This window comes from Flavonifractor sp. An9, assembly GCF_002161245.1.
Taxonomy (GTDB): Bacteria; Bacillota; Clostridia; order Oscillospirales; family Oscillospiraceae; genus Flavonifractor; species Flavonifractor avicola.
Window position 1 is genome coordinate 1 of record NZ_NFHC01000006.1, and the last position, 24,589, is coordinate 24,589.

General features: G+C 57.8%; 29 protein-coding genes, 4 pseudogenes and 1 other annotated feature. Of the genes and pseudogenes, 2 read left to right on the top strand and 31 right to left on the bottom strand.

Features of this window, described 5'->3' with window-relative positions; translation table 11 throughout:
• Positions 1-51: 51 nt before the first annotated feature.
• The 6 genes from B5G40_RS17455 to B5G40_RS05745 form a co-directional block, all read right to left on the bottom strand.
• Entirely contained in the window at positions 52-180 is a 129-nt protein-coding gene (locus tag B5G40_RS17455) for a hypothetical protein (RefSeq protein ID WP_275533058.1), read from the bottom strand.
• A 93-nt stretch (positions 181-273) separates the two neighbouring features.
• Positions 274-447, bottom strand: coding sequence for a transposon-encoded TnpW family protein (locus B5G40_RS05720; RefSeq protein ID WP_021639554.1), 174 nt, complete (start codon positions 445-447; stop codon positions 274-276).
• Positions 448-906: 459 nt separating this feature from the next.
• Positions 907-1,149 carry a helix-turn-helix domain-containing protein gene (locus B5G40_RS05730; protein ID WP_002604473.1) on the bottom strand — a complete coding sequence of 81 codons (243 nt, stop codon included), beginning with the start codon at positions 1,147-1,149 and terminating at the stop codon, positions 907-909.
• Positions 1,133-1,570 carry a sigma-70 family RNA polymerase sigma factor gene (locus B5G40_RS05735; protein WP_002604474.1) on the bottom strand — a complete coding sequence of 146 codons (438 nt, stop codon included), beginning with the start codon at positions 1,568-1,570 and terminating at the stop codon, positions 1,133-1,135. Before B5G40_RS05735 ends, B5G40_RS05730 begins: the two co-directional genes overlap by 17 nt.
• Before the next feature lie 473 nt (positions 1,571-2,043).
• Entirely contained in the window at positions 2,044-3,027 is a 984-nt protein-coding gene (gene rlmN, locus B5G40_RS05740; protein ID WP_002584956.1) for a 23S rRNA (adenine(2503)-C(2))-methyltransferase RlmN, read from the bottom strand.
• A gap of 16 nt (positions 3,028-3,043) precedes the next feature.
• On the bottom strand, positions 3,044-3,229 hold the full coding sequence (locus B5G40_RS05745) for a cysteine-rich KTR domain-containing protein (RefSeq protein WP_003431289.1): 186 nt from the start codon (positions 3,227-3,229) through the stop codon (positions 3,044-3,046).
• A gap of 398 nt (positions 3,230-3,627) precedes the next feature.
• Between B5G40_RS05745 and B5G40_RS05750 the strand changes: the two genes are divergently transcribed.
• Positions 3,628-3,984, top strand: coding sequence for a helix-turn-helix transcriptional regulator (locus tag B5G40_RS05750; protein ID WP_002584957.1), 357 nt, complete (start codon positions 3,628-3,630; stop codon positions 3,982-3,984).
• A 201-nt stretch (positions 3,985-4,185) separates the two neighbouring features.
• Positions 4,186-4,359, top strand: a pseudogene (locus B5G40_RS17295) (plasmid mobilization relaxosome protein MobC); the annotation flags it as partial.
• On the opposite strand, the pseudogene B5G40_RS05760 reads toward B5G40_RS17295, so the two are convergent.
• The 25 genes and pseudogenes from B5G40_RS05760 to B5G40_RS05880 all read right to left on the bottom strand — a co-directional run.
• Positions 4,358-4,864 (bottom strand): annotated as a pseudogene (locus B5G40_RS05760) (antirestriction protein); the annotation flags it as partial. The pseudogenes B5G40_RS17295 and B5G40_RS05760 overlap by 2 nt on opposite strands.
• 126 nt (positions 4,865-4,990) lie before the next feature.
• Positions 4,991-5,167, bottom strand: a pseudogene (locus B5G40_RS17535) (conjugal transfer protein); the annotation flags it as partial.
• Positions 5,168-5,292: 125 nt separating this feature from the next.
• A pseudogene (locus B5G40_RS05770) lies at positions 5,293-5,481 on the bottom strand (hypothetical protein); the annotation flags it as partial.
• A 212-nt stretch (positions 5,482-5,693) separates the two neighbouring features.
• A complete protein-coding gene (locus B5G40_RS05775) occupies positions 5,694-6,887 on the bottom strand; it encodes an AI-2E family transporter (protein ID WP_242958856.1) in 1,194 nt (397 codons plus the stop codon).
• Positions 6,888-7,036: 149 nt separating this feature from the next.
• Positions 7,037-8,266: a tyrosine--tRNA ligase gene (tyrS, locus tag B5G40_RS05780; RefSeq protein WP_087266440.1), complete on the bottom strand. Its 1,230-nt coding sequence runs from the start codon at positions 8,264-8,266 to the stop codon at positions 7,037-7,039.
• 372 nt (positions 8,267-8,638) lie between these two features.
• Positions 8,639-8,881 (bottom strand) — a binding site (T-box leader).
• Positions 8,882-8,947: 66 nt separating this feature from the next.
• Positions 8,948-10,645: a DNA repair protein RecN gene (recN, locus tag B5G40_RS05785; RefSeq protein ID WP_087329028.1), complete on the bottom strand. Its 1,698-nt coding sequence runs from the start codon at positions 10,643-10,645 to the stop codon at positions 8,948-8,950.
• 227 nt (positions 10,646-10,872) lie between these two features.
• The gene (locus B5G40_RS05790) at positions 10,873-11,325 is read right to left on the bottom strand and encodes an arginine repressor (protein ID WP_087188051.1); all 453 of its coding nucleotides are present in this window, start codon (positions 11,323-11,325) and stop codon (positions 10,873-10,875) included.
• Between the two features lie 3 nt (positions 11,326-11,328).
• On the bottom strand, positions 11,329-12,192 hold the full coding sequence (locus B5G40_RS05795; RefSeq protein ID WP_087399036.1) for an NAD(+)/NADH kinase: 864 nt from the start codon (positions 12,190-12,192) through the stop codon (positions 11,329-11,331).
• Positions 12,189-13,010, bottom strand: coding sequence for a TlyA family RNA methyltransferase (locus tag B5G40_RS05800; RefSeq protein ID WP_087399037.1), 822 nt, complete (start codon positions 13,008-13,010; stop codon positions 12,189-12,191). The genes B5G40_RS05795 and B5G40_RS05800 overlap by 4 nt, the downstream gene beginning before the upstream one ends.
• A complete protein-coding gene (gene dxs / locus B5G40_RS05805; protein ID WP_087399038.1) occupies positions 12,997-14,841 on the bottom strand; it encodes a 1-deoxy-D-xylulose-5-phosphate synthase in 1,845 nt (614 codons plus the stop codon). Before dxs ends, B5G40_RS05800 begins: the two co-directional genes overlap by 14 nt.
• Positions 14,842-14,897: 56 nt before the next feature.
• Positions 14,898-15,359 carry a divergent PAP2 family protein gene (locus B5G40_RS05810; protein WP_087329022.1) on the bottom strand — a complete coding sequence of 154 codons (462 nt, stop codon included), beginning with the start codon at positions 15,357-15,359 and terminating at the stop codon, positions 14,898-14,900.
• Between the two features lie 8 nt (positions 15,360-15,367).
• The gene (locus B5G40_RS05815; RefSeq protein ID WP_087329020.1) at positions 15,368-16,249 is read right to left on the bottom strand and encodes a polyprenyl synthetase family protein; all 882 of its coding nucleotides are present in this window, start codon (positions 16,247-16,249) and stop codon (positions 15,368-15,370) included.
• Positions 16,246-16,482, bottom strand: a complete 237-nt coding sequence (gene xseB, locus B5G40_RS05820) for an exodeoxyribonuclease VII small subunit (protein WP_087329018.1) — start codon at positions 16,480-16,482, stop codon at positions 16,246-16,248. Before xseB ends, B5G40_RS05815 begins: the two co-directional genes overlap by 4 nt.
• A gap of 30 nt (positions 16,483-16,512) precedes the next feature.
• Positions 16,513-17,700 carry an exodeoxyribonuclease VII large subunit gene (gene xseA / locus B5G40_RS05825; RefSeq protein ID WP_087399039.1) on the bottom strand — a complete coding sequence of 396 codons (1,188 nt, stop codon included), beginning with the start codon at positions 17,698-17,700 and terminating at the stop codon, positions 16,513-16,515.
• Positions 17,697-18,629 (bottom strand): DNA-binding protein, encoded by a 933-nt coding sequence (locus B5G40_RS05830; RefSeq protein ID WP_087329014.1) that lies wholly within the window; start codon positions 18,627-18,629, stop codon positions 17,697-17,699. Before B5G40_RS05830 ends, xseA begins: the two co-directional genes overlap by 4 nt.
• Entirely contained in the window at positions 18,629-19,117 is a 489-nt protein-coding gene (gene nusB, locus B5G40_RS05835; protein ID WP_087329012.1) for a transcription antitermination factor NusB, read from the bottom strand. The genes B5G40_RS05830 and nusB overlap by 1 nt, the downstream gene beginning before the upstream one ends.
• 197 nt (positions 19,118-19,314) lie before the next feature.
• Positions 19,315-19,695 (bottom strand): Asp23/Gls24 family envelope stress response protein, encoded by a 381-nt coding sequence (locus B5G40_RS05840; protein WP_087188041.1) that lies wholly within the window; start codon positions 19,693-19,695, stop codon positions 19,315-19,317.
• Between the two features lie 87 nt (positions 19,696-19,782).
• Positions 19,783-20,367 (bottom strand): SpoIIIAH-like family protein, encoded by a 585-nt coding sequence (locus tag B5G40_RS05845; protein ID WP_087399040.1) that lies wholly within the window; start codon positions 20,365-20,367, stop codon positions 19,783-19,785.
• Positions 20,368-20,379: 12 nt separating this feature from the next.
• The gene (locus tag B5G40_RS17460; protein ID WP_087399041.1) at positions 20,380-20,925 is read right to left on the bottom strand and encodes a hypothetical protein; all 546 of its coding nucleotides are present in this window, start codon (positions 20,923-20,925) and stop codon (positions 20,380-20,382) included.
• The gene (locus B5G40_RS05855; protein ID WP_087266461.1) at positions 20,922-21,413 is read right to left on the bottom strand and encodes a stage III sporulation protein AF; all 492 of its coding nucleotides are present in this window, start codon (positions 21,411-21,413) and stop codon (positions 20,922-20,924) included. The genes B5G40_RS17460 and B5G40_RS05855 overlap by 4 nt, the downstream gene beginning before the upstream one ends.
• A gap of 4 nt (positions 21,414-21,417) precedes the next feature.
• Positions 21,418-22,509: a stage III sporulation protein AE gene (locus tag B5G40_RS05860; protein ID WP_087399042.1), complete on the bottom strand. Its 1,092-nt coding sequence runs from the start codon at positions 22,507-22,509 to the stop codon at positions 21,418-21,420.
• A gap of 30 nt (positions 22,510-22,539) precedes the next feature.
• On the bottom strand, positions 22,540-22,926 hold the full coding sequence (locus tag B5G40_RS05865) for a SpoIIIAC/SpoIIIAD family protein (protein ID WP_087399043.1): 387 nt from the start codon (positions 22,924-22,926) through the stop codon (positions 22,540-22,542).
• Positions 22,927-22,928: 2 nt separating this feature from the next.
• Entirely contained in the window at positions 22,929-23,123 is a 195-nt protein-coding gene (gene spoIIIAC, locus B5G40_RS05870; protein ID WP_087188035.1) for a stage III sporulation protein AC, read from the bottom strand.
• 13 nt (positions 23,124-23,136) lie between these two features.
• Entirely contained in the window at positions 23,137-23,649 is a 513-nt protein-coding gene (locus B5G40_RS05875; protein WP_087399044.1) for a stage III sporulation protein AB, read from the bottom strand.
• Positions 23,646-24,557 (bottom strand): stage III sporulation protein AB, encoded by a 912-nt coding sequence (locus tag B5G40_RS05880; RefSeq protein WP_087399045.1) that lies wholly within the window; start codon positions 24,555-24,557, stop codon positions 23,646-23,648. Before B5G40_RS05880 ends, B5G40_RS05875 begins: the two co-directional genes overlap by 4 nt.
• Positions 24,558-24,589: the final 32 nt, after the last annotated feature.

A 24,589-nucleotide genomic window follows, 5' to 3' on the forward strand; every position in this document is an offset into this window, starting at 1 on the left:
TTCGGCCGGCGACAGGTTTTGGCCTGCCGCTTTTTGTGCTGCGATGGTTTTTCATGAGGCGTTGAAAGCCTGTTTGTCAAGGTTCACGCCCTCGCTACTTATTTTCGTAGCAAGGTACAAAGTATCTGTTTGAAGTGCCGCACGAAAATAGTATGCGGTCAATTTATCCGGCTGTTTCATGTTACCTCCTATTCCGACAGCCGGACAAACAGGTTCATATATATTATACCACAAAACCCGCCGCCCGTCTGCAATAGGAGAGTAATTTCGGCATTATACCGGGCTTTTTTCTTGTTTTAGGTCATTGTGGATTAGGCGGCGTACCTTTGTCGCGGCGTCCTCTCTTACACCGTCTTTTACAACGGCTTTGACGATATAGGTTATATCCCCGATCTTGTATTCGCGTACAATCGGGGATTTTGCTTCTTGCTTATTTGTTTGTTCCATAGTAGAAAATCCCCCTTTCGTGGGATAGAAAGAGAATATAAACTGAAAAGGCAAAACGGGCGGTTGTTAGCTGCAACCTCACGGGAGTTTCACCCCGGCCCATGCTTATGGGTGCGCCGCGCAATACTTTGAGGGTGTTCAACGCGGGAGTATCATTGTGCCGCCTTGTATGTCGTCGCCCACAAGCTGCTAAACTTGTTTTGCGGCTCAGTAGTTCTCGCTCGGCTTTTCCCCGTAGGGGAAAAGCGTCATGGCGTACCCGCCGCCCGGCTCGGTACAGACGGAATGTACCCGTTTGCCTGTTATGCTGCGCACCAAAGGTCGCTTTCTTTGTCAAGTTACAATAGGCTTTGTCGGCCTGCAAAAGCACATCAACAGCGGATATGCTTTTGCGGAACGACAAATAGCCCATAACGGGAATCGTGGAAAGGGGACACGCTCCCCGCATGGGCTAAAAGATTATCCTACATGAAAAGCAAGGGTGCGGGTAATAAGGCGCACTTGCAGCCTGTTACGCATTTCCTCGTCCACATAGGAATAGGTATTGCCCGCGTCGTCTTTCAGCGTGCGGGTACAAAGTTTCGCTATGTAACCCTCGTAATGCTTCAAGATCGCGCACATGGCGGTTGTGTCGCCGTTTGCCGCTGCGGAAATGACAGGGAACGGCAACAGATTTTCAGATTTCCTAACGGTATTCATCATCTGCTTTTCCCTCCAAATACTGTTTGATTTTCGCAAGCGCGGATTTCCTGTGCCGGAAAACCGTCGTGCGTACAACATTCAGCAGTTCGCCAATTTCCGCGTCGCTCATATCCAAGAAGTAGGACAAAAGGATAATGTCGCGTTTCCTTTCGGGCAAAGCGTTAAGGGCTTCGGCAAGCAGTTCATTTTTGACGAGTACATCAAAGCCGGACACTTGAAAACGGAAATAATCGCTTTCGTATTCGTCCGTTGTGAAAAGCTGCGCGAGTTCGCTTTCGCTCAAATCCGAAAAAGTAACTTCGCGTGCTGCGCGTTTCGCAAGAGTGCGGCGGTGGCTTTTCGCTTCGCCGACCAAAGTTTTCTTTGCTAATGCGTCGTACTGATGTTGTATTCTTTCCTTGTCGGAAGAAGATAGCTCCATAGAGTTCACCTCCTTCCCGCGTGGAGTAGAGGACGGGAGTTAAGGGCTTGTCCTCTCTGCCCCTTTCGCTCCGTACCCGTTCGGGAGATGGCTCTTGAGTGCGCTTTTCAGAAAAAAGTTGAAAAAAGCAAAATGCGCCCGTCCGCAAGACGCGGACGGGCGCAAAGGAAATGTAAGCAGTAGCTAAATGTATTGACAGTTCACATTCATAGCCGGAATATCCCGCTTGCGGAGCATAGCTTTTTTTGACCGCAAAGCATTAGGCGGGTTACAGTAAATAAAAATGGACACGGCGATACCTCCCCGATACCGCCGTATCCTTAAAAAAGGGCGACTTTAATACACTACCCGCAATCCATTCTATAATAGGGAACAGCGGCTTTTGCGCAATATTAAATAAAAAAGCCGATAACACATAGGTTTTTTGACCTAATGCGTTATCGGCTCTGCGTCTATGCGTCTGGCACTTTTAATCATTTTTTTTTGAATTTATTATATGTGTTAGCTAACTGTCCACAAGCCGCGTTAATCTCTCTGCCATGAGAAACTCTCATAGTAACTTCAAGTCCTGCTTGCTCTAATTGATGTTTGAATGCAACTATTTCCCGTTTCTGTGGTGCTTTAATTCTTGAATTGCTTGTTGGGTTGTATTGTAACACGTTAATCATAACTTTTTTGCCCCGAAACCATTTTGCAAGTTGTCTTACATCTGAGGGCCGGTCATTTATACCCGGTAAAAGCAAATACGCAAAGACAATTTTGCGATTATGCCTTTCAGAATAGGATAAGGCTTGCTTAACAACATCTTCAATAGCATATATGCGCATGTGAGGAATAATACGATTTCTTGCAGATTGTGTTGCTGCGTGTAAAGATATTGTCAACTGAATTTTAAGATGTTCCTCGCGCAATTTTTTTAATTGATCGACCGGACCAACTGTTGATATGGTAATGCCGTCGGTTGGAAAGTTGAGCCCATATCTATCTCGGAGAATATGGATTGCTTTTATCAAGTTGTCATAATTGAATAAAGGCTCTCCCATACCCATAAAAACGATACGGTTTACTTTTCGACGCAACAATATAATCTGTTGTACGATTTCTGACGATGTTAGATTACGAACAAAGCCATTTCGCCCGGACTCACAAAAAATACAACCAACAGGACAACCGACTTGTGTGCTCACGCAAACAGTTCCACCATCTCGCCGCTTGATAAAAACCGTTTCAATGTATTTGTTGTCTTTCAGTTCGTAAACATACTTTTCAGTATCACTGCTTTTGCAAATATTTTTTACCAACATTGATAGATTTTTTTTGCGTGGTAATTGCTTATATAATTCTTCATATAAGGCTTTTGCTTCATTCTCGCCAATAACTTCCGACATTTCTTTGTAAGTAAATCCGTATGGATCATTCCGTACTTCCGCAGGCGTATATTTAGGTAAACGTTTCATTTTTATATCCTTTCTTCTAAATAATAAAAGTTTGTTTTTCTGTATTTTTGATTACAATCTCTAATTTTTCTACATCAATGATATGCGTCAATTTGCATTTAGGGCAGAAAAGAGGAAAATCTTTTAATACAGTATTATGAAATACTTGAACTCTCGTCTTTCCGTTACAAATCGGACATTTTATCCAATATTTTTTAAGCATTATATTTCACTCGTCCTTTTTACACAAAAAAATGCAGGTCAATCCTCAACATGAGCATTGACCTGCATTTATAATGCACAGAGCAGTACAACAAAACTAAGGCATAGCTTGCACTATGTCTATACTATATCTATACGTCGTTAGTTTTTTGTATAGCATCCGCAAAATAAGCATGACAAAAAAGCCCATGTTGAAAATGGGAAAATCCTTTTTTTCAATGCTTATCTAATACGCATACTATGCAACATAAACGCCGCCTCCTTTTACATAAATTTTATTTTATCAGAAAATCAGTCTACTGTCAATACACAACAGGAAGTATTTAACCTAATGATATGAATTGTGTGGACATATCCAAAAAGAAAGGTGAACTGTAAAATGTAACAGGGTGAATGAAAATGGCAAAAAGACCCGTACCATTGTACGACTTTAAGGCTTTCGGGGCAGCTATAAAAGCCGCGAGAAATGAATACGGCGAGAGCCGCAAAAAGGTAAGCGACGAGTTATATATTTCCCCGCGCTACCTTGCGAATATCGAGAACAAGGGACAACAGCCGAGTTTACAGGTATTCTATGACCTTGTAACCCGGTATCATATTTCGGTAGATCAATTTTTCTTCCCGAACAGCAATGCGGAGAAATCCACCGGGCGGCGGCAGCTTGACGCGCTGCTGGACGGTATGAGCGATAAAGGCATACGGATTGTAACCGCAACAGCAAGGGAGATAACGGAAGTCGAAAAAGCAGAGGATTAACCTCACAATATGAGAAATCGGGAGATTGCAGCGCATGGCGGCTGCAATCTTTTTTTGCGTCCAAAATCAAAGGAACGCGCAACAAATACCGCCTTTCGGTGGGGGTATGGAGTAGATAGCAAGCACAGCAAACGAGTACCCGTTTGCGGAAAATGCTTGTTGGGATAATCCCAAACCCTTATACCGAAAGGCGGTGCGGAAATGGAAAACCGAAAGAGAAATATACAGATGAAGTTTTACGTTACGGAAGAAGAAAAGCGGCTGATCGACGAGAAGATGAAGCAGCTTCCCATAAAGCAGTATGGGGCATACTTCCGTAAAATGGCGATAGACGGGTATATTCTTGTCGTTGACCGAAGCGACACAAAAGCATATCCATAGCCGCCTTATCGGTGAAAACCTTTCTGTCCTGTCCGGCAATCTTCGCTTGGGTTCTGCTTGGGCTGTTGGTTCGCACGCTCCATGTAAGCGTCCATGAATACGGGATAGATTTCTGCGCTTCTTGGTTGTAGCGGGTATTTTCGTAAATGTAGTAATTCATCTGATATACCCGGTTGCTGCGGGTATATCGGTCATATTCATTTTTCTGCCACTCATTAGCGGTGTGCTGGACGTGCGGCGTTCTCACATATTCAAGTGCTTTATCCAGCAAAAGCGTTCTTCCCGCCTGTTCTTCCCATGCGGCGGCGCGTTCTTTGAGGTCGTCAAAAATCGTCTGTTCTGCCGCCGCGCTTTCGCTGCGCATGGAAAGTAGCTGCGCAATCGGCAAGGAAGAATAAGGGGCAATATCCCCGTCCTTTGCTTCAAAATATATCCGGCGTTCTATCCGCATGGTTTCGGCGGCTTCTAATTTGTCATGGTCGTATGAAGTGTACGGCATATTGTTTCATCACGTCCTTTCTCGGTCATATAAGGGTTTGGGACTATCCCAACAAGCAAAATGCCCGCGCTTCCCATAGAGCAGCGCGGGCATTTCTCGCAAACGGGTACTCGTTTGCTGTGCTTGCTATGTAGTTGTTTTTATCCGTAAACGCCTGTTTCTCTCACTTTCCGCTTTCTGTCTGCGGCGTATCTTTGCCGCGCAATCGGGGCAGTATTTCGCCCGGTTGCTGCCCGCCGCAAACGTGCTGCCGCATACCGCGCAACGCTTCAAATCGGTTTCCCCGCTGCGGGTGATCTGCTCGCTTAGAAAGCCGTTTTCGGCTGTTTTGGTATTGCAATATGCCCTTTGCCGTTTTCGCGTCTGCAAAGCCGCATGGCGTAAGGCTTTTTACCCGTCTATTTGTCCATGCTGGCGGGCGTTTTCCGCGTCCTCTTGCCGGGGCAGTAGGGACACTCTTTGAAAACGCAAAACTCATATTTCCATTGTGGGCGGTAGAAACGGCAAGTGCCGCAATCTTCATCACCTCCGGCACAGCCGGATTGATAGCGGTCAAATCCCGGCTTCTGCTGCATGAGCAGTTCAAACGCCCGCTGCTTGCCCTCTGTGAAATACATTCCGGCTGCGCCTCCTTTCCTGCGAGCATAAAAAAACGCCACAACTTATTTCAAGCTGTGGCGTGGTATGCAGAAAGGGACGCTATCTCTCGATAACGTCCCTTTTGCTTGGTTATTCACTTGTAACCTGTTTGCCCGCTGTCCATAAACGCGATGATTTAAGGGCTTTTGCTTGTTTTCTTATCTCACCGCGCTTAATGGGCGGTCTTTTTTCATTCTTTGTCCGGCGGCGTTTGGGGCTGCTCCTCCAGGGGCTTACCGTTGCCGTCGATTTTTTTTGCCTTGAGACGCTTGTTGACCCACTCCCGCACCAAAGCATAGAGCACAGCGAAGGTAGGCACGCCCAGGATCATGCCAGGGAAGCCAAACAGGCCGCCGCAGGTGACAATGGAGATGAGCACCCAGATGGCGGACAGGCCGGTGCTGTCGCCCAGGATCTTGGGCCCCAGGATGTTGCCGTCAAACTGCTGCAATCCGATGACCAGGGCAAAGAACCGCAGGGCGGCCCAGGGGTCCACGATCACCAGAATAAACAGACAGGGAATGGCGCCGATGATGGGGCCAAAGAAGGGGATCACATTGGTGACGCCCACGGTGACGCTGACCAGCATGGGGTAGGGGATCCGGAAAATGGCGCACAGGATGAAACAGAGCACGCCGATGATGGCGGAATCGATGATCTTGCCGTTGATAAAGCCCACGAACACCCGGTTGGCCTGACCGCATACCCCCAGCAGCCAGTCGGACCGGCGCTTGGACACGGTGGCGTAGAGGAGCTTTTTCAGCTGGGGTACCAGCCGGTCCTTCCCCGCCAGCATATAGATGGAGGAAATCAGAGCGGTGATGCCCGCAATCACGCCGCTGCCGATGGCAAAGCCCACATCCAGCAGCTGGGGCAGGGCCTCCGCCGCTTTTGCGGTCATGTTGCTGATCATGTTTTGGAAGTTACCGAACATATCGTTGATGGCGTCGGCATCCAGATCAAATTGCTCGGTCAGATCCTGCACCAGCTGATCCAGGCTGGTCAGGTAGGTCTGCATATTGCCCGCCAGGTCCTTGACGCTCTGTACCACCTGAGGCACGATGAGCCCCAGCAGAATGGCCACCACCGCAAAGGCCAGCACATAGACCAGCAAAATGGACAACGCACGCTTAAACCGGTGGTTGGGAAAGAGTTTTCGCTCAAAAAAGCACATGGGGGTATTGAGCAGATAGGCAATGGCAAAGCCCACGATAAACGGGGACAACACCCCCATAAACTGGTTGATTCGGACAGTTACTACGCTGAAATGGTTCAATCCCACATAGAACAGGATGGCAACGATGAGCACAATGAGCAGCTGCACATGGCTGCCATCCAGGATGTACCATTTCTTCTTGTTCTTCGGGTCCTCTTTTTCCGGCACAGTGCCTTCCTCCTTTGCAGCCGCCACACACATTGCCGGGGCGGTAAGCCTTCCAACAGGTTTATTGTATCATGCCTGTTTGTCGCCTGCAACCAAAGTCAGGTAAAATTAAGAAAGGGGCTGCCCCACTGACGGCAGCCCCTGAACACTCAGCCCTGCAGAGAGGCCCGGTGGAAGACCTTCTTTCCCTTCTTGATCATGACACCGTCGCCGGAGAGCTGCTCGGCAGTCACGGCAGTGTATACGTCCGTTACCTTCTGGCCGTCCAGCTCCACGCCGCCCTGCTCGATGAGGCGGCGGGCCTCCTTCTTGGAGGGCGCCAGCTTACAGGCCAGCATCAGATCCAGAATACCGATGGCGCCGTCGGTGAGCGCACCAGCCTCCAGGGCGGTGGAGGGCACGTTGCTCATATCGCCGCCGCCCACAAACAGGGCCTTGGCAGCATCCTGGGCCTTTTGGGCCTCCTCCTCGCCGTGAACCAGCTTGGTCAGCTCAAAGGCCAGGATCTCCTTGGCGGTGTTGAGCTGGCTGCCCTCCCACTTGTCCATCTCGTCGATCTGTTCCAGAGGCAGGAAGGTGAGCATCCGCAGGCACTTGAGCACATCGCCGTCGCCCACGTTGCGCCAGTACTGGTAGAACTCATAGGGGCTGGTCTTGTTGGGGTCCAGCCACACGGCGCCCTTGGCGGTCTTGCCCATCTTCTTGCCCTCGGAGTTGAGCAGCAGCGTGATGGTCATGGCGTGGGCGTCCTTGCCCAGCTTGCGGCGGATCAGCTCGGTGCCGCCCAGCATATTGGACCACTGGTCGTCGCCGCCGAACTGCATATTGCAGCCGTAGTGCTGGAACAGATGGTAGAAGTCGTAGGACTGCATGATCATGTAGTTGAACTCCAGGAAGGAGAGGCCCTTCTCCATGCGCTGCTTGTAGCACTCAGCCCGCAGCATATTGTTGACGGAGAAGCAGGCGCCCACCTCACGGAGCAGCTCAATGTAGTTGAGCTTGAGGAGCCACTCGGCGTTGTTCACCATCTGGGCCTTGCCCTCGCCGAACTCGATGAAACGCTCCATCTGCTTCTTAAAGCAGTCACAGTTGTGCTGGATGGTCTCCGGGGTCATCATGTTGCGCATATCGGTACGGCCGGAGGGGTCACCGATGTAGCCGGTGCCGCCGCCGATGAGGGCGATAGGACGGTTGCCCGCCATCTGGAGCCGCTTCATCAGGCACAGAGCCATGAAGTGACCCACATGGAGGGAGTCGGCGGTAGGGTCAAAGCCGATGTAAAAGACGGCCTTGCCCTCGTTGATCATCTTGGAGATCTCCTCCTCGTTGGTGACCTGGGCAATGAGGCCACGGGCCTTCAGTTCTTCGTAACAAGTCATGTTCATTCTCCTTTATCTCAATGGTGTAGTCATCAGTATAACCGCTTTCCGCAGTGGGGACACTTGGCGTCATCCATGTCGTGGAGGATTCCGCAGTGGGGGCAGGGGACCTGAGCAATGCCCGATCCCTCATCCTGAGAGATGCTTCCCGACAGATAAAAATCTAGGTGTTGGCAGCTCTGGCAACACCATAGCTCCACAGGCATTAAATCTTCCATCCCGTTCCGCTCAAGATTCCCTCTCAAATGCCAGCCCGGCACACCTTTTTTCAGAAAATGCTGTCCAATGCAAGCCATCTCCCCGCCGCAGCGGGTACAGACATTCCGATCCACAAAATCCCCCTTTCATGCAAAAAGCCCTCTGTCCGTTCGGACAGAGGGCGTAAAAACGCGGTACCACCTCTGGTTCGCCGTTTTCTCGCAAAAACGGCCTCATGCCGTGCCAACACACGGCGGCGCGATAACGGGCGCACCCGACACGGCCCTACTGGGGGTCTCCCCTGTTCAGGCGGCTGCTCCAGAGTGTATTTCCCAGCCTGTCCCCTCCCCCTCTCACCAAACCGGGGGTTCTCTGGGCGGGACGGGGGTTGGTACTTCTCCCTGTCATCGCAGTGTCATATTGATGAGGATTATAATCGCTCTTGTTCCGTTTGTCAAGCAGAAAAGGGGTACTCAACAAAATCTAGCTTTTGTGTAGTTTCTTGTAGGCCTCCGCACTGTCCAGCAGCTCCCCGGCGGCGCCAAGGGTGGCGTCGGTGATGTGCTCGCCGGAGGTAAGCCGGGCCAGCTCCTCGCACCGGCGCTGACGGGTCAGCCGCTCCACCTGGGTATAGGTCCGACCGCCCCGCTCCCCCTTCTCCACGGAGAAGTGGACGTCGGCCATGGCGGCCAGCTGAGGCAGATGGGTAACACACAGTACCTGCTTGGCGTGGGCCACATCGGCCAGCTTTTCCGCCACCTTCTGGGCCGCCCGGCCGGATACACCGGTATCCACCTCGTCAAAGACCATGGTGCCCACCTGATCGTTTTCCGCCAGCACATTTTTCAGGGCCAGCATGATGCGGGCCAGCTCACCGCCGGAGGCAATCTTCTGGATGGGCTTCAGGTCCTCGCCTACATTGGCGGACATAAGGAACTGCACCTCGTCCATGCCGGTGTCATCCATAGCGAACTCCCCCGGCTTTGGTCCAAACTCCACCTGGAACCGGACCTTGGGCATATCCAGCTGGGCCAATTCACTCTGAATCCGCTGTTCCAGCGCCTTGGCCGCCTTCTTTCTACTCTGGCTGAGGGTCTCCGCCGCCTTTCTGGCGTCGGCCAGGGCCTTGGACTGCTCCTTCTCCAGCCGGGCAATGGTATCGGTAGAGAACTGGATCTCGTCCAGTTCCTTTTTGCAGCGGTCCAGATAGTCCAGCATCTCGTCCACCGAATCGCCGTACTTCTTCTTCAGCCGGTGGAGTACGTCCAACCGGCTCTCGATCTGGTCCAGCTCCCCCGGTTCAAAGTCAAAGGCGTCCCGCAGATCCCGGATCTGCTCAGCGATGTCGTCGGCAGCGCAGCGGAGTTCCACCAGCTTTTCCAACAGCTCGGCGGCCTGGGTGCTAATGCGGCCGGCGGCATGAAGGGACTGCTCCGCCTCCCCCAGCAGGGCGGCGGCTCCTTCCCGTTCATCATCACCGGACAGGGCCAGATGAGCCCCTTCCACGCTCTCCATCAGCTTACCGGCATTGCGCAGCAAATCCCGCCGCTCCGTCAGCTCCTCCTCTTCCCCGCTCCGCAGTTCAGCCCGCTCCAGTTCGCCGATCTGAAACTCCAGGCTGTCAATGCGCCGGGCCTTCTCCGCCTCGTCCATCCGGAGGGATGAGATCTCCCGGCGGATGGCGGCCAGTTTGTCATAACAGATCCGGTAGGCCGCCAGTTCTTCCCCGGTGGCGCCAAAGCCATCCAGATAATCCAGGTGACACCGCTCGTCCAGCAGCTGCTGGCCGTCGTGCTGGCCGTGGATATTGAGCAGTAAGCGGCCCAGCTGCCGCAGCTGGGAGACGGTGATGAGCCGGCCATTGATGCGGCAGATGTTCTTCCCGTCGGGCTGGATCTCCCGCTGGATGAGCAGATTGCCCTCCTCGTCGGGGCCTACGCCGTTCTCCCGGAACCAGTCCAGCTCTGGCAGGCCGGTAAACACCGCGTTGACCAGGGAGGACTTTGCCCCGGTACGGATCAGATCCCGGCTGGTGCGCTCCCCGATGATGGCCCCGATGGCATCCACCACAATGGACTTGCCCGCGCCGGTCTCGCCGGTGAGGACGTTAAATCCCTTGTCAAACTGGATGTCCGCCGTCTGGATCACCGCAATATTTTCAATGTGCAGCAAAGAAAGCATATAGGCCACCACCCTAGAAAGGCACGTTGATTAAAAAAGCCTCGCAGAGTTGCGCCGCCCGCAGGCGGCGCAATAAAATCGAAAACCGTTTTTGGCTGCGACATGCGCGTAGCCAAAAACACTTCTCAGACCGCAAGTGTGGAATTTATCCATCAAAGATGGACAAATTCTGCGCGTAGCGGGCTGCATCCTGCTCAAAAAAGTGACTTTGTCACTTTTTTGAAGTCTCATTTCAGCATGGCATGGATCTCGTTGCAGAAGGAGGCAGCGTCCTCATTGGTGCGCATAATAAGGATGGCGGTATCGTCTCCCGCCAGGCTGCCCACCAGGCTGGAAATATCCATGCCGTCAATGGCGGCGCAGGCCGCAGAGGCCAGACCGGGCATGGTTTTCAAAACCACGATATTCTGAGCCACATCAAAGGAGGTAACACCCTCCTTGAAGATGGTACGCAGCCGTCCCGCGATATTCAGGGAGGCCTTCCGCTCCGAAACGGCGTAACGATAGGTCCCGTATCCGGTCAGTTCCTTAATGAGGTGGAGTTCCTTGATGTCCCGGGAAATGGTGGCCTGGGTGGACTGCACCCCCCTGGCCCGCAGCTCTGTCAGAAGCTGATCCTGGGTATCAATATCCTGCTCCGCAATGATCCGCAAAATCTCCTGCTGCCGTTTCGCTTTCATGGCTTACGCACCTCCCAATTTATGATTCAAAATCTCATAGAATGTCCGGCCGGTCACCCGAACCAGTCTGGTTTTGGATTTGGACATCTTGGTCTCCACCACATCGCCGCCATTGAGTTTGAAGGCTTTCCCTCCATCCACCGACAAAAAGGCGGTCTTGCGGGCCATCCGGCCCAGCTTGATGGACACCGTCCGCTCATGGCCCAGCACAAAGGACCGGGCAGACAGGGCGTGAGGACAGATGGGCGTAACGATGATGTTTTCCGCCGTAGGCTCCACGATGGGGCCGCCTGCCGACATGGAATATGCGGTAGATCCGGTGGGAGTGCTGATGACCACACCGTCGGCAGACATCCTGGTGATGGTGGTCTTATCCCCCAGCACCTCCAGATCCACCACCCGGGCCACCGCCCCCTTGGTGAGGGCGGCGTCGTTGAGGGCGATGTCAGAATAGATCACCTTGCCGTCCCGCCGCACCGTCACATCCAGCATCATGCGGTCCTCTACAGCATACTTTCCGGCGGGCAGCTTGGAGAGCATGGACAGTTCCCCCAGTTCCAGCTCCGCCATAAAGCCCACGCTGCCCAGGTTGACGCCCAGAATGGGCACATGGTGCTGGTTGGCATCCTTGGCGGCATGGAGAATGGTGCCGTCTCCGCCGAAGCACACCAGAATATCCGCGTCCTTCAGCTCCTCCTCGGTCTGCTTGAACTGGATGTGCTTGGGAAATTCGATGTTTCCCCCCTCCACCGCAAAGGGCAGGCAGATGGCGGTCTCCACCCCGGCGGCTTTCAGAATCTTCTCCGCCGCCTGGGCGGCCTTCAATCCCCGGTCCCGATAGGGGTTGGGGCTCAACACTACTTTCATTGTCCGGCTCCTTCCAGGGCCGCGTGGGATGCCTCTACCAGGGCTGCCGGATCGCCGGTCCAGGAGGCTCCGCCTCCCCCGGCCAACAGGTGTCCCAGGTACTCAATGTTGCCCTCGGGTCCTCTGATTGGTGAAAAGGTCATATCCTTTACAGTAAAATCCGCATCAGCGGCATTCTTGAGAAATTGCCGGATCACTTCCAGGTGGACGGCGGGGTCCCGCACCACGCCCTTCTTACCCACCTTTTCCCGGCCGGCCTCAAACTGAGGCTTCACCAGGCACACCGCCTGGCCGTCCGGCTTGAGCAGGCCACGGAGGGCAGGCAGAATCAGCTTCAGGGAGATGAAGGACACGTCCACGCTGGCAAAGTCCAGCTCATCAGGGATCTGCTCATGGGTCAGATAGCGGGCATTGGTGCGCTCCAGGCATATCACTCGCTCATCGCTGCGGAGGGACCAGGCCAACTGGCCGTAGCCCACGTCCACAGCGTATACCTTGACCGCTCCATTTTGGAGCATACAGTCGGTAAAGCCGCCGGTGGAGGCGCCGATATCGCCGCACACCGCCCCGGCCAGATGGATGCCCTCAAAGGTTTTCATAGCCTTCTCCAGCTTCAGTCCGCCCCGGCTCACATAGGCCAGGGTCTGCCCACGCACCTCCACAGGTGCATCCTCTGGGATCTGAGCCCCGGCCTTGTCCACCTTCTGCTCTTTTACATAGACCTGGCCGCTCATAATGATGGCCTGGGCCCGCTGACGGCTCTCCGCCAGCCCCCGCTCCACCAACAGCACGTCCAGTCTTTTTTTAACAATTGCCATGTCCGCAGACCTCCAACGCTGTTTTATACAGGGACGCCCCATCCAGGCCGCACAGGGTTCTCAGCTGGGACACAGGCCCGTGGGTGACAAAGCCGGGCCCGGTGTTGACAATGGCCACCTTTGCAGCAACACCCCGCTCCAGCAGCTTTGCAGCCAGCCGCTGCCCCACACAGTTGCCTGGGGCAGCTTCCTCTGCCACCAGCAGCCGCCCGGTTTCCGCCGCCGAGGCTGCCACCGGCGCCCAGTCCAGGGGCGTGATGCTATTGAGCTTGAGTACCTGGGCCTGGATACCGTCGGCCTCCAGCCGCCGGGCACAGTCCAGCAGCGCATTGACTGTGATACCGTATCCTGTCAAGGTAATATCCTTGCCAGCACGCAGCACTGCGGTGCTGACCAATCCGGAATCCTCCTGATAGTCCCCCTGGCCACCCCGGGGATAGCGGACCGCCACCGGCCCCTTTACCTCATAGATGGCATATCGAAGCATCGACTCCAGCTCAGCATAGCTGGAGGGGCACAGCACTGTCATGCCGGGCACCGTATCCAGAAAGGCAGGGTCAAAGACACCGTGGTGGGTCTCACCGTCCTCTCCCACCAGCCCGGCCCGATCAATGGCAAAGACCACATGAAGGCCCTGAAGGGCCACATCATGGATTAGCATATCATAGGCCCGCTGAAGGAAGGAGGAATACACCGCAAAAACCGGGATCATGCCCTGCTTGGCCATACCGGCGGACATTGCCACCGCATGGCCTTCGGCAATGCCCACATCAAAGAACCGGTCCGGGAATCGGGTGGCAAAGGTGTTGAGTCCTGTTCCTCCCTGCATGGCGGCGGTAATGGCACACAGCCTGGGGTCCTCCTCCGCCATCTTGCAAAGGGTCTGTCCAAAGACAGCGGAGAAATTGGTACCGCCGCCCTTCAGCACCTCGCCGGTCTCTACACAAAAGCGGCCCACACCATGAAATTGATCCGGGTTGCGCTCAGCAGGTGTATAGCCTTTCCCCTTTACAGTTCTGACGTGGAGCAGCACAGGGCCTTTCAGGTCTCGGGCATACTTGAGCAGCCGGGTCAGCCGCTTCACATCATGGCCGTCCACCGGCCCCAGGTAGGTAAAGCCCATATCCTCAAAGAGACTGCAAGGCAGCAGGGTCTCCTTGATGGCGGTCTTGACCTTATGGGTCACTTTGTAGATCCCACGCCCCAGAGCAGTTGCCCCCATCACCTTCCGGTAGCCCCGCTTGAAGCGGAGATACTGAGGCTTGAGCCGCTGGCGGGCCAGATGGTCGGCCACGCCGCCCACGCTCTTGGTGATGGACATCCCGTTGTCGTTGAGAATGACGATAAGGGGCTCCTTGCTGTCCCCTGCGTCAGACAGTCCCTCATAGGCCAGGCCGCCGGTGAGGGCGCCGTCACCAATCAGGGCCAACACACTGTAGTCTTTATGCTGTAAAGTTCTTACCCTTGCCATTCCAAGGGCCACCGACACCGAGTTGGAGGCGTGACCTGCGATGAATGCGTCGGTGTCGCTCTCGGTGGGTTTGGGATAACCGGCCAGGCCACCGAAGGAGCGCAGAGTCTCCATGGCGGCGTTGCGGCCGGTGAGGATCTTATGGGCATAACACTGGTGGCCCACGTCAAACACCAGCCGGTCCCGGCCGGTATCAAATACGCGATGAATGGCAACAATCAGCTCTACCGCCCCCAGACTGGAGGCCAGATGGCCGCCGGTGCGGGAGACCACATCCAGGATGCGGGCCCGCAGCAGACCGCAGAGAGCAGCCGCCTCACTGTCGGTCAGGGCGCTGAGATCGTTGGAACATTGCTCCAGACTAAGAATGGTAACACCTCCCGGTGAAGGATCAAATCAACAAATCAGTGGGGCTGTCAACTCCACTGCCAGGCGCCGAACAAGCCCACTGCAACGCCCAGCACGCCGCCCATCAGGACCTGGAAGGGCGTGTGGCCCAGCAGTTCCTTCAGTTCCTTGCCAAAGAGGGCCGGCTTCATTTCGGTCCAGTGGTCCATGATATAGTTGAGGATCTTGGCCTGTTCCCCCGCCGCCTTGCGGACGTTGGCGGCGTCATACATGACCACGATAGCCAAAACTGCCGCAATACCGAACATAGGCGATCCCCAGCCGTACATATAGCCCACCGACGAAGCGCAGGCGCATACGAAGGCGGAGTGGGAGCTGGGCATCCCGCCGCTGGCCACCAGATAGTGCCAGTCCAGCTTCTTTTTTGTGCAGAAGGTAATGATGATCTTCAACCCCTGGGCAATGGCCCAGGCCAGGATAGCCAGGTTGAGGATCAGATTGCCGGTGAAAAAGTTTACTACGTTTCCCATGATGCGCCTCACTTCTCACGGCTTGCCAGGGAGCGGGCCAGCCAGCACAGGCTGTCGCCCTCATCCCCAAAGATGGACAGGGCTTCCACGGCCTCCTCGGTCAGTTTCTCCACCAGATGGCGGCACTCCTCCAGCCCTTTCAGGGTCACGAAGGTGTTTTTCTCGCTCTTGGCGTCGGAGCCCACCGGCTTGCCCAGAGTGGCCTCGTCACCTACCACATCCAGGATGTCGTCCTGGATCTGGAAGGCAAGTCCGATCCGCTCCGCATAGCGGCACACGGCCTTCCGCTGCTCCTCACTGCCGCCGGCCAGCACACACCCCATCTCGGCGGCGGCACGGATAAGCGCCCCGGTCTTGAGACGCTGCAATTCCTCCACCTCGGTAAGGCCCATGGCGTGGCCCTCCCCCGCCATATCCAGTACCTGACCGCCCACCATGCCCTGGGCGCCGGCGGCCTGGGCCAGCACCCTGGCCGCCTCCAGCGTCCGCTCCGGCGGCAGGGTCACAGACGGGTCCAGCATCCACTCAAAGGCCGCGGTCAGCAGCGCATCTCCCGCCAGTACCGCGGTAGCCTCGCCATATACCTTGTGGTTGGTGGGCCGGCCCCGGCGCAGGTCGTCGTCGTCCATGCAGGGCAGATCGTCGTGGATCAGCGAATAAGTATGGATCATCTCAATGGCCCCGGCAAAAGGCAGCGCTTTCCCCGGATCGCCGCCGCACAACCGGCAGCTCTCCAGCAGCAGCACCGGCCGGATCCGCTTGCCGCCTGCCAGCAGACTGTAGTACATGGCGTCGTAGAGATCCCCACGGGGCGCCCGGCCCTGGAAGCAGTGGCGCAGCCATTCCTCCGCCTGAGCCCTGTGGCCGTCCAGTCTCTCCTGTTCCGTCATACCTGTCCCTCCTCAAACGGCTCCTCTGCCGGCTGACCATCCGGCCCTGCCAGCAGCTTGCGCACCTTCTGTTCGGCACTGTCCAGTTGGGCGGAACAGCCGCCCAGCAGCCGGGTCCCCTCCTCAAAGAGGGACAGAGACTCCTCCAATGGGGCGTCTCCCCGCTCCAGCCGCTTTACGATCTCCTCCAGCCGGCCCATAGCCTGCTCAAAGGTCAGTTTTTCTTCCGCCATGTCCTTAAGTCCTTTCCAAAAGCAGTCAAGTTAAACCACTTGACAGGATATCTCGCCATCGGCCACCCGCAGCTTCAAAGGGTCGCCGGGGGCCACATCGGCCACAGACCGGACCACACCGCCGTCCGCCTTTCGGGGAATGGCGTAGCCCCGGCCCAGTACCTTCAGGGGGCTGAGGGCATCCAGCTTGGAGGCCAGCTGTCCAAAGCGCTGCCGCTCCCGGTTGAGAGCGGCGTTCAGTCCTGCCGCCAGCTTCTCCCGCTGGTAGTCCAGCACCATCCGCTTGTCGTCCACATAGTTCATGGGGTCCTGGAGGGCCCGGCACCGGGCCGCCCGGTCCAGATCCTTCCGGGCAGACTCCAGCTTGCGGCCCATGGCCTGGGCCAACCGCCCCTCCATCTGCCGCAGCCACACCGCTACCTCGTTCTGGTCGGGCACTGCCAGTTCGGCGGCGTTGGAGGGGGTGGCCGCCCGCAGGTCAGCCACAAAGTCGGCAATGGTCACGTCAGGTTCATGCCCCACCGCAGAGATCACCGGAATGGCCGAGTGATAGATGGTGCGGGCCACGTTTTCATCATTGAAGGCCCACAGATCCTCCATAGACCCGCCGCCCCGGCCAGTGATGATAAGGTCGGCCACCTGATGCCGGTTGGCCCAGGCAATGGCGGCGCAGATCTCCCCGGGGGCCTCCGCCCCCTGGACCCGCACCGGCAGAAGAAAGACCTCCGCCATGGGCCACCGGGCCCCCAGGATACGCAGCATATCCCGCACTGCCGCGCCGGCGGAGGAGGTGATGAGAGCGATGCGCTTGGGGAATTTGGGGATGGGCTTTTTGTGGGAGGGATCAAAAAGTCCCTCCGCATACAGCTTCTGCTTGAGCTGTTCAAAGGCCAGATGCAGGTCCCCCACTCCCTCCGGGGTCAGGGAGGTGCAGTACAGCTGGTACTGTCCATCCCGGGGAAAAACCGCCACCCGGCCGAAGGCGATGACCTTCATGCCGTTTTCCGGCCGGAACCGGAGGGACATGGCCTCCCGCTTGAACATGACGCAGCGGATGGTCCCCTCCCCGTCCTTCAGGGAAAAATAATGGTGGCCCGAGGGATAGGCCTTGTAGTTGGAGATCTCTCCCCGGACATACAGAGCCGTCAGCTCCCGGTCCCGGTCCAGCAGGGATTTGATATACTGGTTGACCTGAGAAACCGTGTAGATATGGCTCATGTCAACTCGCCTGCCTTTACAGCCCGCCAGGTGAGAATGGCGGTACCCATGGCGTTGTCGGTGGAGAACCGTGGCTGGGCAAACACCGCTCCCAGAGGCTCCATCACCTGCCGCAGCAGGGAGTTGGAAGCCACGCCGCCGGAGCACAGCACCGGCAGGCCGGGATACTGCTTCAGGGCGGCCAGGGTGGTGCGTCGCACCACGTCGGCCACCGTCAGCAGAGCAAAGCGGGCGATATCTGCCTTCTCCGCCCCCTGCTCCGCCATAGCCTTCACCTTATTCTCCATACCGGAGAGTGAAAACGTAAAGTCATTTAGCTTCACAGTAAATTTCTTGGCCTGCCCCGCCTGAGCCAGCTGGTCCACTGCCTTGCCCGCCGGGAATGGCAGGCCCAGCAGCACGCCGGTGCGGTCAATGAGCTGTCCGGCGGAGATGTCGCTGGTGCCACCCAGCAGAGTGGCTTTCACATTGACTCCCTCCGGCTCCACATGGAGCAGTTCGGTGGTGCCGCCGGACAGGTGCCAGGCCAGCATAGGCCTGTCCAGCAGATCCATCCGGCCCGCCGACCAGGCGGCGGCGGCAATATGGCCCTGCTGGTGAGAACAGGCAAAGAAAGGTACGTTCAACGCGGCAGCCAGGGTACGGCCTTGGCTCTCCCCCGCCAGGAAACAGGGCATATAGGACCCTTCCACCGCCCGGGGCCGGGTGGAAGCGCCTACGGCAACGATGCCGTCCAGCCAGCCGCCCTCTCTCAGCTGGGCAAAGCGGTCAGGCAGGGCCTTGACGTGCTGGAACAGGGCGTCGCTCTGCCGCAGGCCCAGCTCGCCGGGGCGCACTTCCAGCAGGCGGCCGGCATTCTCGCCCCCCTCGCCGTCAAAGACGGCGGCGGAGGTGGTGTAGTTGCTGGTGTCGATGCCCAGAGTACGCATCAGCCCTCCGCCTCCGGCTGCTCCTTCAGGCCTACCGGGTCAGGGATGTGCTCCCCCCGGACGAAGGAGCCAAGAATGCCGTTGACAAAGGAGACCACCTCGGGCTCCTCATAGTGCTTCACCAGCTCCAGGGCCTCGTTGATGGCGGCGGCATTGGGGATGTCCTGCATATACAGGATCTCATACATCGCCACACGCATAATGGCCACGGCCACCCGGTTCATACGGGAAAACTTCCAGCCGATGGCGTATTTGGAGATATACTCGTCCAGCTCGGGAGCGTGGTCGTATACGCCCTCCACCAGACGGGTAATATAGGCCCGTTGGGTTTCGTTGGGGAATTCGGCATACAGGGGTTCCTCCTCCCCGATGAGGGCGAAGGTCTTGCGGTTGAGGGCCTCGTCCAGCAGCTCCCGGGCGGTCTGCCCGGTGAAGCCCAGTTCAAAGGTCAGGTGGACGGCGATCTCTCGGGCGGCGGTTCTGGTCATGATGGGTTCCTCCATTCCGGCATGATGAGCCGGTGATATTCACAGTTATTATGATTATACATCAACTGTATGCAAAAAGGAAAGAGATATTTCAAAATTAGACTCCAGATTCCAGCCCCTTTTCCTGGGGCAGACCGGCCAAAACACACAAAAGGGCCTGTTGCTTGCTCTGCAACAGGCCCTTGGTGTGGCTTGATTTACTTGTGTTCCTTTTCAAATACGATACCGGCCACATGGACATTGACGTGTTCCACGGTCAGGCCGCTGGTATTTTCAATGGCGTTAAAGACGGCGCTCTGCACCTCTTTGGCCACGTCAACGATGGTATAGCCGTATTTGACCAGCAGGGACACGTCTACCCGGACGCTCTCCCCCACCATAGTAATGCGGATGCCCTTGGACAGATTCTTCTTTGCGCCCAGCAGCTCCGCGATATCGCTGCTCAGATTGGTGGACAGACTGCCCACGCCCTCCACTTCCGTGGCGGCGGCCGCCGCGATCACAGCCAGCACATCCTCGGAGATATGGATGTTACCCAGTTCGTCAGGCCGGGAGATATATTCCTTTCCATCGCCCATACCGGTCACGCTCCTTTTGTGTACTATGGGACCATTTTACCACAAATCAGAAAAAATACAACTGATTTTTGGCGGGGACCCTGGGGCTCAGGGCTGGGCTTCGATGATGGTGATGGCGCTGGCCTCCAGGCCGGTCTCTTCGGTGACGATCTCGGTGATGCGGGCCACATCGGCATCGGTGAGTCCCTCCTCGGTGGCGGACACCACCACACTGACGCTTCCGTCGCTGATGAAGGCCACGCAGTCGGCGTACCCCTTGGCAGTGACCAGATTTTCGATCTGGGCCTCGGACACGGTATAGTCGGCCAGAGTCTGGATAGCCTGGCCGGTCTCGGCCTTCATAGTCTCGGTGGCATTGGTGTCGGCGGCGGCCTCCTGAAGGATGGCCAGGGCGCTGTCCCTGGCCTGCTGGCGGTTGAGCCGGGCGGTGTCAAAGTAACCGCTTTTCTTGTCTGTGGCGGCAGGCGCCGGCGAGGCGGAGGGGGCCGCCGAGGGGGCGGGACTTGTTTTGAGCAGCGGGTCGGCGCTCTGCATAGACACCAGCTCCGCCTCGCCCAGAGTCTTTCCCGCTTCCTCGCTCTGCCCCTTCTGATAGGACCAGTTGAGGTACACCGCGCCGCATACAAAGAGCACCACTGCGGCCACCACCGCGTTTCGTTTCCATACGTTCATACTGTTACTGCCTCACTTTCCTTTTGATACTGCGATCTGATTGGCCCCCAGCCCGGTGAGGGCGGATACCGCCTCCACCACCTTCAGGCGTACTGCGGGGTCGTCCCCGCCGGAGCATACCACAAGAGCCCCCTGGTATTGAGGCGAAAGCTGTTGGAGGATCACCGGCTCCTCGTAACCGGAGCCTTTGGAGAGTATCACCGTGGACTGGGAGGCTTCGCTCTCCTCCGCCCGCACCGAGTGCTGGGTATCCTTGGCCAGCACCTGTCCCGGTCCGGACCGCAGAGTGAGCACCACCTCTGCCTGCCCCACCCCGTCCATCTGAGACAGGGCCTCCTCCAGTCGGCCCTCCAGCTCCTCCGTTCCAAATTCCACCTCCTGGGCGCTCTGCTGCCGGGTCCGGGTGGTCTCTCCCCCTCCGCTCAGAGTGGGCAGCGCCATCATGACCACCCCCACCGCCACCACCAGCAGCGCGTATTTATACCGCTGGAACAGCTCCATGAGCCGTCCCTTGTACAGGGCCAGCCCGTTGCCCTTCTCCGGTTGATGCCGGTTCATTCCGCTCCCCCGCTTTCGTAATACTGCCGGTCTGCCGGGATGGCAAAGTCGGCCTCAATCTGCTCGGTGAGGGCCTCCCGCTCCTCCCGGGACAGCTCCCCGGTGATGGTGACCACCTTTGGGATGGGGTATTCCGCCGCCTCGTCGGCCTCCACCTGCACCGTGCAGGTGATGCCCAACGCTGCCGCCTTGTCCTGAATATATGCGGCGGACTGGGCTTCTATGATGTCCATCATCAGGGTTTTATTCTCCTCCTCCAGCGCCTGAGCAGAGTATTCCGCGTCCAGGCGGTATTCCGTCATGGCCCGGGTGAGGGCCGAGCCGTCCAGGCTTATCAAGGGCTTCACCACGGCCAGCAGCAGAAGCAGCCCACCCGCCAGCCGGGCGGCCCGTTTTGGCCCCCCTGCCGGGGACAGGCCCTCCGCCAGGGCCAGGATCATGGCGGCGCAGGTCACCCCCATCAGCCATTTTCCCAAAAATTCTACCATGGTCTCACCCCCCTGCCAGCGACACGGCGGAGATCATGGAGATGAGCAGCAGCAGGGCGCAGGCCCCGGTCATCCCCAGGATCAGTCCAAAGGCCCCGCCGATCTGGTCGATGAGGGCGGCCACCCGGCTGCCCGACAGGGCGGCGCTGAGGGCGGAGGACACCTTATAGGTCAGATAGTGGAAACCCAACTGGAGGAAAGGCACCAGACAGATACCGATGACCACCAACATCCCGAACACACCCACCGTATTTTTCAGCACTCCCGCCCCCGCCAGCACGGTCTCCGCCGCATCGGACAGGATGCCGCCTACCACCGGCACCATGCTGGACATGGTGAACTTGGCGGCCTTTACCGTTAAAGCGTCGGTGGTACCCGCTATGACTCCGCTGATGGTGAGGTAGGTGACAAAGAGGATAAGGGTGCCAGTGAGCACCGTGGTCACCGCCCATTTGAGGGTGGCCGCCACCCGCTTGAGGCCCTCGTTGCCCACCGCCGCCCAGGCCACGCAGGCCGCGATGTAAGTATAAACCAGGGGCAGCAGCACCCGATTGATCAAGGTAATGAGCAGGTCGGAAAAGAGCATGGTGGCCAGCTGCCGGGCCACCGCCCCGCTCGGGGACCCGGCGGCGGAGGCCGCCGCCGTCACCGCCGGCAGCAGCAGCTTGGAGAAGCTGTCCATGTGCTCGATGGCCTCCCGACCCATGCCGATAAGGGAGTTGGCGTCGGCCGTCGCAATGGCGGTCACTGCCAGGGCTCCTACCAGAGCCACCCCGTTTACCGGGCCCTGGCCCGCTCCCATGCCCTCGGCAAGAGAGCAGAAGAGCACCACCGCCAGCAGTAAGGCCCCGCTGCGCAAAGCCTTGCGGATCACGCCCCCCAGCTCCGCGCTGCCGGTGTCCAGGATCTGATCGATGCTGCCGTCCAGGTCCAGCCCGGCGGACAGATCGGCATCGGGCATCCACTCCGCACCGGCGTTCTCCAGCTCCTCCAGGTCCAGGGTGGCAGACTGGGCGTCCATCACGCTCTGACTGGCCCAGGCCGTCCCCGTCAGCACCGTCAGCAGTACCACCAGCACCGACAAACGCCGTATCATGGTCCTTCCCTCCTCTTTTGTACCAACTTCTCACAGCAGCTGGGCCACCGTGTCCAGTACCGCCCGCAGCAGGGGCAGTGCGGTGCACAGGGCCATGGCGGAACCGGCCGTTTCAGTGACTGCGGCAATCCCCCCCTCCCCCGCGTCCTTGCATACCTGGGCAGCGATGTGGGTAAGAATGGCGATGCCCACCGTCTTGATAACGGGGGCCACCACCGCAGGAGACAGACCCGCCATATCCTGCAGCTCCTCCGCCATGGCCACCACGTCCTCCACCGCCCCCAGGGCCAGGCCAAGCACCACAGCGGCGGCGGCAATGGAGAGCACCAGAGCCAGCTGCCGGGCGGTGCCCTTCACCATCACGGCACACAGGGCACCCAGGACGGCCACCGCCCCCACCTTCAGCATGGTCTCCATAGCTACAGACCAAACAGGTCCTTGACCAGATCAAACAGCCCGCTGATCTGCTGGACCACCATCATAAGTACTACCACCAGTCCCGCCAGGGTGGTCATGGTGGCCTGCTCGTCCCGGCCCGACCGTGAGAGCACCTGATTGAGCACCGACACCAGAATCCCGATGGCGGCAATTTTAAAAATCAGATCCACATCCATGTCTTTAACTCCTTCACAGCAGCAGAATGACCAGCAGCCCGCCGCAGGTCAAACCCAGCACCTGATACATCCTGCCCCGCTTTTCCCCGTCCTCCCGGGCCAGTTCCGCCTCCCGGGTCAGTTCCGCTCCTGCCCGGGCCAGAGCAGAGCGCAGGCCAGACTCCTCAAACCGGCCCAGCACCTCCCCCAGCTCGTCCAGAATCCCGGCGGCCCGGCCCTCCAGGTCCAGCGGGGTATCCGCCAGAGCCTGCCGCCAGATCTCCGCCAGGGAACGTTCCCCCAGTTCCTCCATGCCCTTCCGGCAATTGGCGAACAGATCCCCCACCGGCGGCGGATAGCCGGCAGCCAATTCTTCCATCAGCTGGGGCATAGGCGTGAGGCGGAAGGAGATCTCCCGGTCCATCTGCTCCAGCGCCCCGGCCAGCTGCCGCAGCACCATGGCCCGCCGCTTCAGCCGCCGGTGAGCGTCAAAGCCCAGAAAAGCCCCGCCTCCTACCGTCAGCAGGGCGCCCATCAGCCGGATCACAGCTGGTATACCTGACAGCTCCGGCCTTCCGGCCGCCGGGAAAGCACCGCCAGCTTCTGAAAGCAGTGGTTTTCCAACAAAGGCCGGTACAGAGGCCGGGTCTTCAGGTCCTCCAGGTCGGCGGCGTGGGCGGTACAGAGAAGATGCACCCCGCAGTTGGCCGCCAGCAGCAGAGCGGCGCAGTCCTGTGGCGCGGTGATCTCATCGGCTGCCAGCACCTGGGGATTCATCCCCCGCAGCAGCATCATCAGGCCATCCGCCTTGGGGCAGCCGTCCATCACGTCGGTCTGCCGTCCTATGTCAAACTGGGGCAGACCGTTGTACATGGCCGCCAGCTCCCCCCGCTCGTCGGCCACTCCCACCCGCAGGGGCGGGTGGCCCGTTCCGTCGGAGAGCCTTCGGATCAGATCCCGCAGCAGGGTGGTCTTGCCGCCTCCCGGCGGGGACAGGATGAGGGTGCTCTGAAAGCGATCCCCCTCCCACAGCCTGTCCGCCACAGCGGCGGCGGCTCCCGGCACCTGCCGGGCAATACGGATGGCCAACGAGGACAGCTGCCGCAGGTTGAACACCGCCCCTTCCTTTACCACCGCGCTGCCGCAGATACCGATGCGGTGGCCGCCCGGCACGGTAAAAAAGCCGCTTCTCATCCGCTCCATGGCAGTGTGGGCGGAGGCCCGGGTGGCGATCTCCACCACCAAACCCAGGTCCGCCGGACTCACCAGCTCATCACCGGGCAGGGGCCTCTCCCCCGTGGGGCACACTACCGACATGGGCCTGCCCGCCCGCAGCCGCAGCTCCTCGGCCACCGCCTGACTGGACTTGTCCAACCCCTCCGCCTGCCGCCGCATATGGGGCGGCAGCAGGGCCGCCGCCTGTAAATACCGCGTTACATCCCCTTGTTCCCGCATAGCGTCACATCCTTCTTTGGTGTCTGCAACAT